Raw genomic sequence first — 13,208 nt, 5'->3', positions numbered from 1 at the left:
TCAAAAAAAAAGCGAATATATTTGCTCAAAGGCCGGGTTCAGCGCGTGATTTACATAAACTGAAAATTGGGTCTTTCCGAATTGCGATTGTGCCTTATCATGATGGAGGAACAGAATGTAGGTCGGGTTACATGGACACATTCGTCAGTTTCACGCGAAAAACGATACCAGCCATGGTTCTTCTGCTTTGGCTGGGGGGATGTAATATGGTCGTAATGTCACCTTCCGGAGACATCGCAGCCCAGCAGAGGGATCTCATCGTCGTTTCGACGATCCTGATGCTGATCATTATCGTCCCGGTTATCTTCCTCACGCTTTTCTTCGCGTGGCGGTACAGGCAGTCGAACAGCGCGGCCAGATACGATCCGGAATGGCATCATTCGACAGCGCTTGAAGTGGTCATATGGACTGCTCCTCTGCTGATTATCATTGCATTGGGCGCGATCACCTGGGTGAATACACATAAACTCGACCCTTATCGGGCATTGGATCGCATCGATGGCACACGACCCGTCGAGGCAGGAACCAAACCCCTGACTGTCGAAGTTGTAGCGCTCGACTGGAAATGGCTGTTCTTTTATCCTGAGTACGGCATCGCCACTGTCAACGAGATGGCGGCACCAGTTGACACACCTATCGAGTTCAAGATCACGGCTTCGTCGGTTATGAATTCTTTCTATATTCCAGCACTCGCCGGCATGATCTATGCGATGCCGGGAATGCAGACACGGCTTCATGCAGTCATCAACAAGGCCGGTGAGTATGAAGGGTTTTCATCCAACTATAGCGGCGAAGGCTTTTCGCATATGCGCTTCCAGTTTCACGGGTTGGACGCATCCGGTTTCGACGATTGGATAAGCCGCGTGAAGCAGAATGGAACCGCCCTGAACAGGGATACATATCTGAAGCTCGAAAAGCCGAGCATCCGGGAGCCAGTTCGTTATTTCGGTGCCGTTGAAAGCGGACTTTTCGAAGCCGTTCTCAACATGTGTGTTCGCCCCGGCCAGATGTGCATGAGTGAAATGATGCATATCGACCGGACGGGTGGGGCAGGCCTCGATAGTCAGGAAAACAAGGCCCGGTTACAACACGACAATCGTCATAATGTTGATGCCGCGCAGTCCAGCGCAACTGATATTCAAACAGTACCCGACGCTCACAAGGAGCAAGGTCATGACATGCACAATATGCCCTGAAGCCGGTTTGTGCCGATGGCGTGGCGGAGGTTAATGCTGGTTCTGCGGCCGGGTCGAACCGTACGAGCAAGACCAAAAGATTGAAGAATCTGCAATCGGATAACAGTAACTTCGGGAATGTTCTATCATGATTGGCGGTGACAGTTCCACGAGTATGATCTTCGGGCGCCTCTCCCTGGAAGCGATACCCTATCACGAACCAATCCTCCTGGTGACCTTCATAGTGGTCGCAATTGGGGGGGTCGCTGTCGTAGGGTTGATTACCTGGTTCAGGTTGTGGGGGTATCTGTGGAACGAATGGTTCACCAGCGTGGACCACAAGAAGATCGGCATCATGTATGTCATTCTCGCATTGATCATGCTTTTGCGTGGATTTGCCGACGCGATCATGATGCGCATCCAACAGGCAATAGCGTTTAACGGGTATGAAGGCTATCTGCCTCCGCACCATTACGACCAGATATTTACGGCGCATGGCGTGATCATGATTTTCTTCATGGCAATGCCATTTGTGACAGGCTTGATGAACTATGTTGTCCCGCTGCAGATAGGTGCGCGTGATGTTTCATTCCCGTTTCTCAATAATTTCTCGTTCTGGATGACAACCGGCGGCGCCGTCATCATCATGATGTCGCTTTTCGTGGGAGAGTTCGCCCGAACCGGCTGGCTGGCATATCCACCCTTGTCAGGCATTGACTACAGTCCCGACGTCGGTGTCGATTACTATATCTGGGGCTTGCAGGTCGCGGGCGTCGGCACGACGTTGTCTGGTATCAACTTGATTGCGACCATCGTCAAGATGCGTGCTCCAGGCATGTCCTTCATGAAAATGCCGGTCTTCACCTGGACCTCACTGTGCACCAACGTGCTCATTGTGGCGACGTTCCCGATCCTTACCGCCACGCTCGCCCTTCTTTCGCTGGACCGCTATGTGGGAACGAATTTCTTCACCAACGATCTTGGTGGTAATCCGATGATGTATATCAACCTCATCTGGATATGGGGTCACCCGGAAGTCTATATTCTTGTTTTGCCAGCTTTCGGTATTTTTTCCGAAGTGGTCGCGACCTTCTGTGGCAAGCGTCTTTTCGGCTATGCATCGATGGTCTACGCAACCTGCGTCATCATGATCCTGTCCTATATTGTGTGGCTCCATCACTTTTTCACAATGGGGTCCGGCGCCTCGGTCAATGCGTTCTTCGGTATCACGACAATGATCATCTCCATCCCTACAGGGGCGAAGATGTTCAACTGGCTTTTCACAATGTATCGCGGACGTATCCGCTACGAAGTACCCATGTTATGGACGATCGGCTTCATGGTGACATTCGTGATCGGCGGCATGACGGGTGTGATGCTTGCCATTCCTCCGGCCGATTTCGTACTGCACAATTCGCTCTTTCTCATCGCGCATTTCCATAATGTGATTATCGGCGGTGTTGTCTTCGGTCTGATGGCAGGGCTCGTTTACTGGTGGCCAAAAGCATTTGGCTATAAGCTTGATCCATTCTGGGGCAAGATGAGCTTCTGGTTCTGGCAGATCGGGTTCGTCTTCGCCTTCATGCCGCTGTATGTTCTGGGGCTCAAAGGAGTTACCAGGCGGGTAAGCCAGTTTGAAGATTCTTCATTGCAAATCTGGTTCGTCATTGCGGCTTTCGGCGCCGTCTTGATCGCGTTTGGAATAGCTTCCTTTCTCATCCAGCTCGTGGTGAGCTATATGAAACGGGAGCAAATGCGTGACCTGACAGGCGATCCCTGGGGTGGTCGGACTCTCGAGTGGTCGACCTCTTCACCGCCGCCTGAATATAACTTCGCATTTACGCCTGTGGTTCATGATCTCGACAGCTGGTATGACATGAAAAACCGCGGTCATGAACGACCGCTGACTGGCTTCCGCCCCATTCATATGCCGCGCAATACAGGCGCTGGTGTCGTATTGGCAGCACTGAGCGTAGTCCTTGCCTTTGCCCTCATCTGGTACATCTGGTGGCTGGCAATATTGTCGTTTGCCGCTTTGCTGATCGCAGCGATAGGACACACATTCAACTATCAACGTGACTTCTATATCCCCGCTGAAACAGTTGCGGCGACAGAAGACGCCCGTTCAAAACTTCTCGCGGGATAGGCCGATGACAGAGATACATCCAGATCAAGCCGAGAAGCCGCAGTTTTATCTGGCGGAAGATCATCACCCGGAAAACAGCACAACGCTGGGCTTCTGGCTCTATCTGATGAGCGACTGCCTGATATTTGCTGTCCTTTTTGCCACCTATGGCGTGCTCGGTCGCAACTATGCTGCGGGACCTTCACCAGCAGATTTGTTTGATCTCAATCTGGTCGCAATCAATACGGCAATGCTTCTTCTTTCATCTATTACATATGGCTTCGCCATGTTGCAGATGCAGAGAGATGAAAAAACTGCAACATTGTTCTGGTTGGCCATTACCGGCATTTTCGGTGCGGCATTTCTGGCAATCGAGATTTATGAATTCAGCCATCTCATTCGAGAAGGCGCAGGGCCAGGTCGCTCGGCATTTCTGTCCTCATTCTTCACCCTTGTCGGCACGCATGGACTGCACGTTACTTTCGGTATCATCTGGTTGATCACACTGATGTTGCAGGTCATGCGTCACGGGCTGATCGTCGAAAACCGCAGACGTCTTATGTGCCTTTCGATGTTCTGGCATTTTCTCGACGTGATATGGATCGGCGTTTTCTCTTTCGTTTATCTATTGGGAGTCCTGGGATGAGCGTGAAAGACCAGCATTACGGGGCACCCTCAGACCATCACGATCCGCACGCATCCGGACCAGATGAAGTCCACGCGACCTTCAGCGGTTACATGACAGGCTTTATTCTGTCCGTCATTCTGACCGCGATCCCCTTTTGGCTGGTCATGGGTGACGTTTTTGCAAGTAAACAATTGACCGCCATGCTCGTCATGGGCATCGGCGCTGTTCAGATCGTAGTTCACATGATCTATTTCCTGCATATGAGCCCGAGCTCGGAGGGCGGCTGGACGCTGATGGCGCTGATATTTACGCTCATTATTGTAGGTATCGCATTGGCAGGCTCACTTTGGGTTATGCACCACCTCAATGAGAATATGATGCCCGTTACCCATGAAATGATGAAAAACATGCCCTGAAAGACAGTCGTGCCAAGCGCAATAACACAAATTCCGTATCGATCATGACAGCTTGGGGTGGCGGTCGACCAGTGACTGTCTGCGCAACTGCAGTTCCTCGATTTGCTGTTCGAGCACAAGAATTTCCGCGTCGATTGCTTCAACACGCTGCTCGATATTGGAATAGGCTTCTTGCAGCAGCAATCTGGCCTCTTTTTTATTCGATGCGCTCGGGGTGTCTCCACGCAATGGCCGGTTTGCCGTCTCGGGCAGGAAGAAGGCTGTAACGAGTCCGACGATTGCTGCGCACATCAAATAGTAAGCAGGCAAATAAATATTATCTGTCGTCTCGACGAGCCATGCGGCAACTGTAGGTGTTAAACCAGCAATTATGATGGAAATATTAAATGCAGCCGCGAGAGCACTATAGCGAATACGGGCTGGAAAAAGCGCGGGCAATGTCGATGCCATAATCCCCGTGAGGCAGTTGAGCAGAATTGCAAGGATCAGCAGACCTGCAAAAATCGTCGCGATTTTTCCACTTGCAATGAGATGAAAAGCAACAACGGAAAACAACAAAAGCCCAACGCTCCCAATAACCAGAAATGGCCGACGTCCGAACCGGTCGCTGAGAAAACCTACGACGGGCTGGACAAACAGCATGCCGATCATCACCACGATTATGATAAGTACGCCGCGGTCCTCTGAATAACCAAGGCTCTGCGATAGATAGGTCGGCATATAGGTTAGAAGCATGTAATAGGTGATGTTTGTTACAAGCACCATTCCGATACAAACACTCAATGCGCGCCAATACTTCCTGACGATCTCTCTGAACGACACCATCGGTCGATCCTCGATGGCGTCACGATCCTCTTTCTCGAGTGCTTCAAGTTGCTGGGTGAATGCCGGTGTTTCTTCGGCGGCGTGACGCAGATAAAGTCCGATCAGTCCCAACGGAGCTGCCAGGTAGAATGGAACACGCCAACCCCAGTCCAGAAAAGCCTGCTCACCAACCATGATACTGAGAAAGACAACGAAACCAGCCCCGAGCACAAAGCCCGCAATAGACCCGAAATCCAGCCAGCTGCCCAGGAAGCCACGGCGTTTGTCAGGCGCATATTCTGCAACGAAGATCGCTGCTCCCGTATATTCGCCGCCGACAGAAAATCCCTGCGCGAGCTTGCAAATCAGAAGAAGTATCGGAGCCCAAATTCCAATGGTTGTGTAGGACGGAATAAGACCGATACAAAAAGTACTCGCGGCCATGATTATGATGGTGAGCGAAAGAACTTTCTGCCGACCGAACCGGTCGCCCATCACTCCGAAGAACAGCCCGCCAAGTGGCCGTACGAGAAACGGTACAGAGAATGTGGCCAGAGCGGCAATGGTCTGGGTTCCTGGTGACGCGTTGGGGAAAAATACCTGGCCCAGCGCGTAGGCAACAAAGCCATACACACCAAAATCAAACCACTCCATCGCGTTGCCCAAGGCGGCGGCAGTGATAGCCTTTTTCAGTTTTGCATTGTCAATGACCTTGATGTCATGGATTTGCAAGGGAACCGTTTGAGAGGAATTGCCTGAAAGATCGCTTTGCGTCATTCGTTCTGCCTCATGGAGATCATTACCTGGGATAAATAAACTCGCTGAAACTGAGATGTAGCGGTACCGGCACTTAACTGAAATTCCAAGCTTGGCGTGGTAGTAGCATATAGTGCGTCAGGTAAAAGCATCTACTGATGCGATGTGAATAAAAGCACATGATAGGCGGGATGATAAACTATCGCCCTCCGTGCCAAGCGCGCCGATCTGTTCCGAAAACATTTTCGCCTGACTGAACCATTTCGGTTTCCTTTTGCATTGCGATAACGAAACGGCGATGGAATGGAATTAGTTCCAGAAGTTAAATCGACAAGGGGAAGGCTCCTGCTATCCAGTATCTGCTGCTGTCGCAGACGACCTGTTTGCGCAAAAGGCGCATGACCTCGAAACCTCTCGTCGTCGTATGGGCTTTTTTCGGCGTCTTGAAGGCTACATGGGCCCATTTGCACATAGCTTGTATATGGAAGCGTCACAATCAGGGTTATTTTCCGCATGGGACCTTGAAATGGTCTCTGGCACCGGAACGTATCGCGTCACAGGGAAAACGAAACAGGTCGATATTGAGCAATGCAGTCTGCTGCAATGCGGCACACCAGTATAAAGTTTAGGTCAGATCGCTTAATAACCAGACCACGACATTCTGGGGTGATCATGAGGCCGGCCCGATCAGATCACCGTCATTTGGGCAGGCAAGCGGGGGAACATTTGAACACCATGATGGACTGCGGTACATTGGTTTTTCGAGTGGAAGCGGGCTTAGAGCACGTTCCTTTCTCGCAGATGAAGGACCCGGACAGTCAGTAACCAACTGATCCGGGTTCTTTCCTGCCTGATCAACGCACGGCGCGTCCCAAGGGAAGAGCCGCAGACAATTGGAAGTGCATGCCGGAACTATGAACAGATTCTTGCCTCTCCTTTTCGCAATACTTTTTCAACCTTCGCCTGCCTCAGCGGATACTATACCGCCCAAGCTTTCTGCGGACCGCGCTACTGTGATGGGGCGGTGTGCCGAGGCGGTCAATACGGACTGTCTGGTCGAATCAATCCAGACCTATCTCGTGTCAGGTCAGGATCAGTTCCGTCGGGAACGCGTCATGCAGGCGCTGGCCAGCACACAGCTTTTCGATGGCGATGTGGACCAGGCGATGGCCTCATACCGGCAACTGTCGGCGGTATCGGGAAAGGCGGAATTCCTGATCTCCTATGCCAGGACGCTGATACTTAAGGGGGACAAGGACGACGCTCTGAAGTCGCTGCGTGAGGCTGACGCATTGCTCACCGACAAACAAAACCCTGTCGGTCGTCTCGATATGACGTCGCACAGTATGTCGATCGCCAAAGCCTTTGCCGATGCCGGTTCCCCCGACGAAGGACGCGCCATCCTGGCCGGGATTGCCGAATATCGCAATCGCATTCCCATGAATCCCATGCTGCTCACACTGATGGTGCAAGTCGCAAAATCGCAGGCCGCGATCGGATTCAGTGACGATGCAGCCCTTTATCTCAGGCAAGCCTTCGACAAGGCTCTCGATCAAGAGGTGAGCCTGACGCCGGAACAGGTCTTCCAGGTATTCGAGGCGTGGTCGCAGATCGACCCGAAAGCAGCGGCCACAGCTGCGAAGGATCTCGTGGATGCGCTCGCAGTGCAAGGACCCTCGGCATTTGAATTTGCGATCTGGACGGGCCTGTCGGTGGGTCTTTCTTCGTCCGACGAACGCGCGACCGCCGATATAAACGCTCGCCGGTCCATGAAAGAAGCTCCCGAGCGCGCCTTTGTGCTTCAGCTCGTACCCAAGCTTGCCTTGGTCCTTAAGAAAAATGGAAAGGTGGGGGAGGCGGTCGCCATGCTGGACGATGCCGCTGCAGAGGCATCCGCACTTACAACACCACTAGAAAAGGCGCAAACCTTCTTGGTCCTTGCCGAGGCCCTTACCGGTGCGGGAGAAAGCGCGAAGTCAGAAAAGCTCCTGAACGATATCCTTGGGCTGGGTGACGAGCCGGGCATGCAGGGCGCGATGCTCAAACATTATGTGAGCGCTGTGCCAGCCCAGTTCGCACTGCTTGGAAAGCCGGACATCGCTTACGATCTGGCGATTAAGGTTGATGAGGGCCGTCGCGACATGGCTCTCATCATGGCCGCCGACAAACTGGCGGTTAAAGGCGACTATCGCCAGGCCATGCGTTTTCTCGCTCAACTGCATGATGAGATTTCTCCAATGATGATGGCAGGGATTGCGCAGCGCCTCGCGGGCCTCGGTAATGTGAGCACGACTCCATAATCAATATTTCCCCGCCATTCGGGCATCCCGACACAGGAGGATACCAACTAATGAACCAGCATATCATCAGATACTTGTCGGTGCTCACTGTGCTCTGTCTTCTATCCGCCAACAGTTCGGCGCTCGCGGCACCGGAGCAACCGGAAAATCCTTGCAACGACGCGCAGGGTATTATGGGAACGGCGTGCGAAGAGGCAAGAAAGCTTTTGCTTGAGGAGCCATCAGGCGGCATGTCTGTAACAACGGTACGGGTATCGCTCGGTGCGCAGGGCTGGCGCTACAGATTCGAGGACATCACGCAGGAGACTTGCCCGGATACAGGCGACATCACCATGCCTCAAGGCGGGCAACTTCAAATCGTTTCCACGTCTGATGACAAATTATACGACTGGTCCGTAGAGGCGCTCGGTATCGAGACCGCGCTGATACCAGGCCGACTGGAGACGATCTTGATCGATGCTAAAGATGCCGGCAAGTATCCGGGCATAATTTCCAGCACATCTGTCTCCGGTTCGGTTCAAATCCTTGCACCAGAACATTTTATCGCATGGCGCGCGGCGCTGGAGAAGCGTTCATGCTGATCTTTGGCGTCAGTCGAACCCTAAACCGCACGTTGTTGCGAGGACTTGCTGCCGCAGCGCTGCTGACTGTGCAAGGCAGCGGGGGGACGCACTGGTTGATTTTTTGCCACCCAGGGGTGTGTCATTGGCCCGTCGACCTATGCGCTTGCTCGTGCAGAAGGGTTCGAAGCCAGAACCATCGACGCACTCGTGGAACAGGCAGGCAAGGATCCGGAAACTGTTCGAACAGGTGATCGATCACGCCCGATACGTCCGGTGCGGGCAAGCCGTACTCTGAGAGCAACCTCTACGCGACTTCGACACTCGGCAGATGCAAACAATGGACCCCAACGCGAAATGCATGGATGAAAGTTGCGCATGGGTTCCTGATCCAGTTCGGGGCGCAACATATGTGCCTCTTTTTGGAGCGGTAGTGTCCGTATCCCGTCAGGTTCTCTCGCGACTTTGTTCGCAATTTCCTTATTAGTACATTGATCCGGATTTTTGTGGTTTCGGGTTTGACATGCTAAGCAGCTGTGCACGAACCAGAACTAAGAAAACGCTCGGCAAGCCGTGCCCAAAGTGCTGCACCTACCGGAAGATTGTCATCGTTGAAGTCGAATTTTGGATTGTGTAGAAACGCGGAATTGACACCGTTGCCGAGGCGCAGAAAACAACCCGGCTTTTTCTCCAGAAAGTAGGCAAAGTCCTCGCTGCCGGGAATGAGCGGGCAGACGGTCACGTTGTTTTCACCTACCAGTTCCCTCACAACTTCGGTTGCGAATTCTGTTTCGGGTTCGGAGTTCACGACGACCGGATAGCCTCGTTGATATTCGATTTCCGCCGTTGCGCCATAAGCCGCGACGTGGCTCTCAACCAGAGATCGAATACGGGTCTCAAGCAGATCGCGAATCCGTGGTGCAAACGAGCGGATGCTCAAACCAAGCGTTACGCTTTCGGAAATTACATTCGTTGCCTCACCGCCATGTATGGTGCCAACCGTAACTACTGCCGTTTCTGTCGGGTCGATATTACGTGATACTACTGTCTGCAAAGCCATAACCAGGCTCGACGCGACCATAACGGGGTCGACGGTAAGGTGTGGACGTGATGCATGCCCCCCTTTACCCAAAACCTTGATGAAGGCCGTATCGGCTGCAGCCATCAGCGGGCCCGAGCGGGTCAGAAATGTGCCCTCGGGTGCTCCTGGATGATTGTGGAGCCCGAAAATTGCGTCGCATGGAAAGCGTTCAAACAGTCCGTCGGCGATCATGGCCTGTGCGCCACTCACTTCGCCGGCTTCTTCGGCGGGCTGGAAAATCAGATTGATGGTTCCACTAAAGTTGCGCGTGCGAGCCAGGTACTCAGCAGCTCCCAGCAGCATTGTGGTGTGACCATCGTGACCGCACGCATGCATCTTGCCAGGTGCGCGACTGGCATATGTCAACCCGGTCGCCTCGGTGATCGGAAGCGCGTCCATGTCTGCCCGAATTGCGATACTGCGGTTACCTTCACCGGCGCTTAGTCTGCCAACAACGCCGTGGCCACCCACATTGCGGGTGACGTCAAACCCCCAGCTTTCCAGTTTTTCTGCGACAAAAGCGGCCGTCTTTTCTTCCTCGAACGACAGTTCCGGATTTGCGTGCAGATGATGACGGATCTTGAGAAATGTTCCGGTATTTGGTGTGAAATCCCTGATTTCCGCAAATTGTCGCGACTGTGTCATATCGTTTGCCTCGCCAAATGGAATGCAAGGCCTCCTGTTATTCCGGTTGAGTAGGGAAAGGGTTAATTGTCCACACGGCAGGGACCCAGCCCGCCGCGTGAATGTCCGTCAGATAAAGCGGCTCAGGAAACTGCGCGTTCGTGGATGCTGAGGATTTTCGAGAACCTGCTGCGGCGGACCTTCCTCTACAACCTTGCCGCCATCCATGAAAACGACCCGATCCGCGGCTTCACGCGCAAAGCCGATTTCATGGGTAACGACGATCATTGTCAGTCCCTGGTCTGCAAGTGAACGCATTGTCGATAGCACTTCGCCCACCAGTTCGGGGTCGAGAGCCGACGTGGGTTCATCGAACAACATCAGCTTTGGACGGATCGCTAACGCGCGGGCAATTGCGACACGCTGTTGTTGGCCGCCGGACAATTGCCGCGGATAGGCGTTCAGCTTGTGTGACATGCCCACTTTCGCCAGGAGGTCTTTCGCTGTTGCGATCGCTTCCCCGCGATTATGACCGTGAACACCAATCGGTGCTTCGATTACATTCTGCAGTACCGTCATGTGCGGATATAGATTGAATTGTTGAAAGACCATGCCGATGCTGCTGCGTTGTGCCGCAATCGCCTTGTGGGATAGCGCCGTCAGACGGTCCTTGTGCAGTCGATAGCCGATCTGCTCGTCACCGACAAAGATTGAACCGCGGTCGATCGTTTCGAGCCTGTTGATGCAGCGCAGGAAAGTGGACTTTCCGGAACCGGACGGCCCCAGTATAACCACAACTTCACCCGCCGACACGCTAAGATTAATTCCCTTTAGCACCTCGACATTATGAAAAGCCTTATGGACGTCATTGGCGCTTACAACGGGCTTTTGTTCTTGAGTACTGTGCGACGCGATCATCATGTATTCTCCTGCGCTGGCTGAATTGCAGGACTATCGTCTTTTCCTGTCGGCTCACCGCGTTCACCCCGATTGTAATGGCGTTCAATTGCATTTTGCCCGACGTTAAGAACCGAGGTGATCAGGAGATACCAGAGAACCGCTACCAACAGCATTGGCATCACTTCAAAGGTACGATTGTAGATAGACTGAACCGAATACAGCAGGTCGGCCATCGCGATGACACTCACCAGCGAGGTCGCCTTGATCATGCTGATCAGCTGATTGCCGGTTGGCGGCACAATCGAACGCATGGCCTGTGGAATGACAATACGGCGCAGGGCCCGCATGCGGGTCATGCCGAAGGCGGCAGCGGTCTCGGCCTGTCCTTTATCGACCGACAAAAGGCCGCCACGGATAATCTCGGCCATATAAGCTGCCTCATTAAGGGCGAGGCCGACAATTGCAGCGGTAACCGGTGTGATCAGATCGTTGGTGTTCCAGCTTGCGAACGTTGGGCCAAAGGGAATGCCGATGGAAATCTTCGGGAACAACGTCGACATGTTGTACCAGAAGATGAGTTGTACCAGCAGTGGAGTGCCGCGAAAGAACCAGATAAACAGGCCGGCGAGCGAACTGGCCAGCTTGTCATCTGACATACGCGCGACAGCCAGTACAAGACCAAGCGCTACACCGATAATCATGGCTACTATGGTCAGGCCGAGGGTAATGGAGAGCCCGCTCATTACTGTCGGGTCGAAGAAATAGGCTGCGACGATCGGCCAACCGAAGTTCGGATTGACCGCAACAATATAGGCAAAATTCATCGCCACCGCGACCACGACGCTCCATAGCAGTACTCGTCCTACGGGAAATGGCTGATGAGCGCGGGCAACGTCATGTAATTTGACGTCGCCCGCAGCAAAATGAGCCGTGCTCATTGTGTGGCCTTTCCGGCAAGGTTAATACCAGCGTCATTGATCATGTTCTTTTCGAGACCCCACTTCTTCATGATCGCGGCATAGGTACCGTTCTCGATCAACATCTGAAGGCCGTCACGCAATACTTCGGCAATTGGCGATCCCTTTGGAACCACTGCTCCCTGAAAAAGATCATCGAAGCCGTTCTTCTGTCCAACAGCAGACAATTCCAGTTGTCCATTTGACTGCTGAATGAAGTAGCTTAGCGGCGCTTGTGAGGAAAAGAATGCATCAGCTCGATTTGAGCGAACGGCAAGGATCGATGTGGGCTGATCGGTATAGGACTGCACCTGAATGGCTTCTTTTCCATCGGAAGTGCATTTCTGCGTCTGTTCCTTGATGACTTTCTCAGCGGAACCGCCTGCCATTACCGCAACGCGCTTGCCACATGCTGTATCCAGGGATGTTATTCCCTCAGGATTGCCTGCCTTCACAGCGAAGACCACGTACTCGCGCACCCAGTCGACGAAATCATTGGCCTCCTGGCGAGAAGGAAAATCTCCCACGGGACCGAAGCCGAATTGATATCTTCCCGCGTTGATACCGCTCAGCAAGGCGGGCAGTCCGCCAACCGTTGCATGTTCGATCCTGATGCCGAGAAGCTGACCAAGTGCTTCTGACATATCGGCGCTCGCGCCCGACATGTTTGCCCCGTCAATGATTTCGTAAGGGGGAAAGGAACCGCTGTTGACAGCAACCATCTTGCCAGCTGTAACCAGATCTTGTGGCAAGCGTGCTCGAAGTGCTTCGTTCAAAGTCTGCTGCGGGATCGCTTCCCCGGCGACCGCCGCATGCGCAGACAAGCTACCCAGAACGACCGCTGCTATCATAGTCATTTTCATATCAACCTCCCGAAAGATGA

Annotated in this window: 11 protein-coding genes; 6 read left to right on the top strand and 5 right to left on the bottom strand. The window is 53.1% G+C overall.

What is annotated here, in order from left to right:
- Positions 1–131 precede the first annotated feature (131 nt).
- The 4 genes from cyoA (at position 132) to cyoD (ending at position 4,344) form a co-directional block, all read left to right on the top strand.
- Positions 132–1,196, top strand: a complete 1,065-nt coding sequence (cyoA, locus tag AAE521_RS24305; RefSeq protein ID WP_374865165.1) for a ubiquinol oxidase subunit II — start codon at positions 132–134, stop codon at positions 1,194–1,196.
- A 127-nt stretch (positions 1,197–1,323) separates the two neighbouring features.
- A complete protein-coding gene (gene cyoB / locus AAE521_RS24300; RefSeq protein ID WP_342062785.1) occupies positions 1,324–3,321 on the top strand; it encodes a cytochrome o ubiquinol oxidase subunit I in 1,998 nt (665 codons plus the stop codon).
- 4 nt (positions 3,322–3,325) lie between these two features.
- Entirely contained in the window at positions 3,326–3,946 is a 621-nt protein-coding gene (gene cyoC, locus AAE521_RS24295) for a cytochrome o ubiquinol oxidase subunit III (protein WP_342062784.1), read from the top strand.
- On the top strand, positions 3,943–4,344 hold the full coding sequence (gene cyoD, locus AAE521_RS24290; protein WP_071634207.1) for a cytochrome o ubiquinol oxidase subunit IV: 402 nt from the start codon (positions 3,943–3,945) through the stop codon (positions 4,342–4,344). Before cyoC ends, cyoD begins: the two co-directional genes overlap by 4 nt.
- Positions 4,345–4,386: 42 nt before the next feature.
- On the opposite strand, the gene proP is transcribed toward cyoD, so the two are convergent.
- Positions 4,387–5,925: a glycine betaine/L-proline transporter ProP gene (gene proP, locus AAE521_RS24285; protein WP_342062783.1), complete on the bottom strand. Its 1,539-nt coding sequence runs from the start codon at positions 5,923–5,925 to the stop codon at positions 4,387–4,389.
- Positions 5,926–6,920: 995 nt separating this feature from the next.
- On the opposite strand from proP, the gene AAE521_RS24280 reads away from it, so the two are divergent.
- Together AAE521_RS24280 and AAE521_RS24275 are read left to right on the top strand one after the other, a co-directional pair.
- Positions 6,921–8,204, top strand: a complete 1,284-nt coding sequence (locus tag AAE521_RS24280; protein WP_342062782.1) for a tetratricopeptide repeat protein — start codon at positions 6,921–6,923, stop codon at positions 8,202–8,204.
- A gap of 50 nt (positions 8,205–8,254) precedes the next feature.
- The gene (locus AAE521_RS24275) at positions 8,255–8,785 is read left to right on the top strand and encodes a cytochrome c oxidase subunit II (RefSeq protein WP_342062781.1); all 531 of its coding nucleotides are present in this window, start codon (positions 8,255–8,257) and stop codon (positions 8,783–8,785) included.
- 505 nt (positions 8,786–9,290) lie between these two features.
- On the opposite strand, the gene AAE521_RS24270 is transcribed toward AAE521_RS24275, so the two are convergent.
- The 4 genes from AAE521_RS24270 to AAE521_RS24255 all read right to left on the bottom strand — a co-directional run bounded on the left by AAE521_RS24270 (position 9,291) and on the right by AAE521_RS24255 (position 13,188).
- Positions 9,291–10,490 carry a M20 aminoacylase family protein gene (locus tag AAE521_RS24270; protein WP_342062780.1) on the bottom strand — a complete coding sequence of 400 codons (1,200 nt, stop codon included), beginning with the start codon at positions 10,488–10,490 and terminating at the stop codon, positions 9,291–9,293.
- Between the two features lie 108 nt (positions 10,491–10,598).
- Positions 10,599–11,390: an amino acid ABC transporter ATP-binding protein gene (locus AAE521_RS24265; RefSeq protein WP_342062779.1), complete on the bottom strand. Its 792-nt coding sequence runs from the start codon at positions 11,388–11,390 to the stop codon at positions 10,599–10,601.
- Positions 11,387–12,307 (bottom strand): amino acid ABC transporter permease, encoded by a 921-nt coding sequence (locus AAE521_RS24260; RefSeq protein ID WP_342062778.1) that lies wholly within the window; start codon positions 12,305–12,307, stop codon positions 11,387–11,389. Before AAE521_RS24260 ends, AAE521_RS24265 begins: the two co-directional genes overlap by 4 nt.
- Positions 12,304–13,188 carry an ABC transporter substrate-binding protein gene (locus AAE521_RS24255; RefSeq protein WP_342062777.1) on the bottom strand — a complete coding sequence of 295 codons (885 nt, stop codon included), beginning with the start codon at positions 13,186–13,188 and terminating at the stop codon, positions 12,304–12,306. Before AAE521_RS24255 ends, AAE521_RS24260 begins: the two co-directional genes overlap by 4 nt.
- Positions 13,189–13,208 lie beyond the last annotated feature (20 nt).

Origin of the sequence: Brucella cytisi (assembly GCF_038433355.1) — a bacterium.
Classification (GTDB): Bacteria; Pseudomonadota; Alphaproteobacteria; order Rhizobiales; family Rhizobiaceae; genus Brucella; species Brucella cytisi.
Note: the sequence above shows the minus strand (reverse complement) of the source record. Positions and strands in the feature narration are given on the sequence as shown.

Coding starts and splice junctions, on each gene's coding strand:
- cyoC (WP_342062784.1), top strand. CDS start 3,326: ATGACAGAGATACATCCAGATCAAGCCGAGAAGCCGCAGTTTTATCTG.
- cyoB (WP_342062785.1), top strand. CDS start 1,324: ATGATTGGCGGTGACAGTTCCACGAGTATGATCTTCGGGCGCCTCTCC.
- proP (WP_342062783.1), bottom strand. CDS start 5,925: ATGACGCAAAGCGATCTTTCAGGCAATTCCTCTCAAACGGTTCCCTTG.
- AAE521_RS24255 (WP_342062777.1), bottom strand. CDS start 13,188: ATGAAAATGACTATGATAGCAGCGGTCGTTCTGGGTAGCTTGTCTGCG.
- AAE521_RS24265 (WP_342062779.1), bottom strand. CDS start 11,390: ATGATGATCGCGTCGCACAGTACTCAAGAACAAAAGCCCGTTGTAAGC.
- AAE521_RS24275 (WP_342062781.1), top strand. CDS start 8,255: ATGAACCAGCATATCATCAGATACTTGTCGGTGCTCACTGTGCTCTGT.
- AAE521_RS24260 (WP_342062778.1), bottom strand. CDS start 12,307: ATGAGCACGGCTCATTTTGCTGCGGGCGACGTCAAATTACATGACGTT.
- cyoD (WP_071634207.1), top strand. CDS start 3,943: ATGAGCGTGAAAGACCAGCATTACGGGGCACCCTCAGACCATCACGAT.
- AAE521_RS24280 (WP_342062782.1), top strand. CDS start 6,921: ATGGGGCGGTGTGCCGAGGCGGTCAATACGGACTGTCTGGTCGAATCA.
- cyoA (WP_374865165.1), top strand. CDS start 132: ATGGACACATTCGTCAGTTTCACGCGAAAAACGATACCAGCCATGGTT.
- AAE521_RS24270 (WP_342062780.1), bottom strand. CDS start 10,490: ATGACACAGTCGCGACAATTTGCGGAAATCAGGGATTTCACACCAAAT.